We start from the raw sequence: 1,207 nt of genomic DNA, 5'->3' as shown, positions 1-1,207 counted from the left end.
AGCTTTCAACGGCGCCACCGGCACTGCCTTGACCGCTGTCGCCGCATTGCCCAGCAATAAGGGCTTGGCCGCCTCGACATGCGCTTCCAACGGCGGTTTCACCAGCTGCGTGGCCAGTAATTCCAGCAACGCCCGCGCGCGCCCGGATTTGATATGACCGAGCACCTGGGTGCCCAGGCGCGCCACCACCCCCATCGACCCTAATACGCGAATCAACAGCAGGTTGATCAGCACCTCGCCGGTGATCTCCCCCAGCAGTTCATACATCTGCGGCGGCGGCAGCATCCGTATCCAGCCCACCATCGCCGACAGGTAGATGAACAGCAGCGGCTCATCGCTGAGCACCAGCAGGCCATGGGCAATCGCGTCTTTGCCCAGTTTCAGTAGTTCATCAAGTTCGGTTTGGGTGATGTACTGCAGCAACTTCTCGCTGTTGGGCTTGATATCCGCCAGCAGCTCATAGAGTTGGGTGATGTTGTCCCACAGGTCGTAGAGCGCCTTGCCGATGCCACTGAGAAACGCCGTTTCCAGCATCCTGCGCCGGTCAAGCGGCTTGGCGTCTTTGTAGCCTTTCCACTGGGCTTGAAAGGTGTCGTCCCACGCTTGGCGCAGACGCTCTTCCAACCCCGCTATCACCGACTGATAAGACGCATACAGCGCCTTGACGTGATCCTTGGACACGTTGGGGTAAAAACTGATGCGGTATTGCTGGTTGCGATCACACTCGGTGATTTCGAGAATGCCGCTGGGGCCGATGACCTTGTGGATCGGCTCGCCCAATGGCTCGCCGTTCGGATCAATGCGTTGCACCCTCACCGGTGTGTTGCCGATGGGCACAAACCCCGTGCTCTGGAACATATGCACCAGGGTCAGCGTGCCGTTGGCCTGGCACGCGGCGACGGTGCTGCTGGGCAGGGGGGAAGGCTTGATCGGCGCGACCAGCGCCACCTCATCCCCGACCTTGAATACCTGTTCGATATCCAGTGCCGAAAAGCTCCAGAAGCTTTCGGCCCATGCGTCAAAGGTGTTCAGGCATTCCCGGAAGTCACGCCAGACGCCCTCGACGTCAACCGTCTTCACATCCATGGGGGTCAGGGCCAGCCTGCCAATGGCCGGGTTCAAGCGACAGCCCCCGCAACCTGGGCCTTAACGAAAAAAGTCATCTGCAATCCCTCGCACTGTTTGATCAGGCGAGGGACTTTGCAGA

General features: G+C 59.8%; 1 pseudogene. It reads right to left on the bottom strand.

The window, feature by feature from the left end:
- Window positions 1–1,086, bottom strand: a pseudogene (locus M5B43_RS27160) (type IV secretion protein Rhs); the annotation flags it as partial.
- Window positions 1,087–1,207 lie beyond the last annotated feature (121 nt).

The sequence above is a fragment of the Pseudomonas sp. MWU15-20650 genome (genome assembly GCF_023242475.1).
Classification (GTDB): Bacteria; Pseudomonadota; Gammaproteobacteria; order Pseudomonadales; family Pseudomonadaceae; genus Aquipseudomonas.
The sequence above is the reverse complement of the archived record's forward strand: the minus strand, read 5'-3'. Positions and strand labels throughout refer to the sequence as shown.